The sequence below is a fragment of the Paracoccus sp. S4493 genome, from assembly GCF_000967735.1.
In the GTDB taxonomy this organism is placed as follows: Bacteria; Pseudomonadota; Alphaproteobacteria; order Rhodobacterales; family Rhodobacteraceae; genus Paracoccus; species Paracoccus marcusii.
Window position 1 is genome coordinate 1 of the sequence record NZ_JXYF01000042.1, and the last position, 1,213, is coordinate 1,213.

Sequence of the window (1,213 nt, forward strand, 5' to 3'; positions counted from 1 at the left end):
TGTATCGACCCGGTGAAGATCTGCTCATGCTACAAAGGAGACGGTAGCGATGAGTGTGACGATGGACGACAGCATCAAGCGGTGGACGGCCAAGCGAAAGACGGCGCTGGTGGTCGAGATCATTCAGGGCAAGACGACGGTGGCAGAGGCCAGTCGGGCGTATGACCTGTCGCCTTCGGAGATCGAGGGCTGGGTGGATGACGCCAAGCGGGGCATGGAGAACGCGTTGCGTGCGAACCCGCTGGAGATCCGCGAGCAGTATGAGAAGCAGCTGAAGGACCTGCAGGAGGCCTATGGCGAGGCCATGCTGGAGCTGCGCGCCAGAAAAAAGTTGGCGGCCCTCATGGAGCGGGAGGACGGCAATTGATCCGGACGCTCCATGAGGGCCTTCTGGCGGATGGGATCGCGGTGCCGCTGACCAAGCTCTGTGCCTGGTTCGGCGTGCCGCGGCGGACCGTCTATTACAAGCCGACGAAGGCCACGCCAAAGATCGATCCCCGCTTTGCCGAGCCGATCAAGGCGATGATCGAAAAGGAGCCTTCCTTCGGTTATCGCACGGTCGCCTGGCTTCTGGGCTTCAACAAGAACACGGTTCAGCGCATCTTCCAGCTCAAAGGCTGGCAGGTCCGCAAGCGCCCGATCGGCATGCGGCCCCGCATCGAGGCCGTGCCCTCGGTCGCGAACGCGCCGAACGAGCGCTGGTCCACCGACCTGTGCCGAGTCTGGGCAGGGCGCGACGGCTGGACCACTTTGGCCCTGGTCATCGACTGCCACACCCGCGAGCTACTGGGCTGGCATCTGTCGCGCTCCGGCAAAGCGACAACGGCGGCCAGCGCCTTGGAGCACGCCCTGATCAGCCGGTTCGGCACCTTGGGAAAGGTCACGCGCGAGTTCCTTCTGAGGTCCGACAACGGCCTGGTCTTCACGTCACGCCGCTACACCGCACTGGTCCGCAGCTATGGCTTGAAGCAGGAGTTTATCACGCCGCATTGCCCGCAGCAGAATGGCATGGTCGAGCGTGTGATCCGGACACTGAAAGAACAGTGCATCCATCGCCAGCGCTTCGACAGCATCCAGCACGCGACGCGCGCCATCGGCGACTGGATCAGCTTCTACAACAACCGACGCCCGCATCAGGCGCTGGACATGAAAACCCCCGCTGAAGCATTCGCATTAGCGGCTTAACCTGTGCAGATTCTGCTGGGTCGATACA

At 62.6% G+C, this 1,213-nt stretch carries 2 protein-coding genes; both read left to right on the forward strand.

The window, feature by feature from the left end:
* The first annotated feature begins 49 nt into the window (after positions 1 to 49).
* Positions 50 to 367: a DUF1153 domain-containing protein gene (locus tag TW83_RS08165; protein ID WP_045982276.1), complete on the forward strand. Its 318-nt coding sequence runs from the start codon at positions 50 to 52 to the stop codon at positions 365 to 367.
* Complete coding sequence (locus TW83_RS08170; protein WP_045982277.1) at positions 364 to 1,185, forward strand: IS3 family transposase; 822 nt, start codon at positions 364 to 366, stop codon at positions 1,183 to 1,185. Before TW83_RS08165 ends, TW83_RS08170 begins: the two co-directional genes overlap by 4 nt.
* Positions 1,186 to 1,213: the final 28 nt, after the last annotated feature.

What these genes read in the sequence shown, in the direction of transcription:
- TW83_RS08165 (WP_045982276.1), top strand. Translation starts at nt 50, where the DNA reads ATGAGTGTGACGATGGACGACAGCATCAAGCGGTGGACGGCCAAGCGA.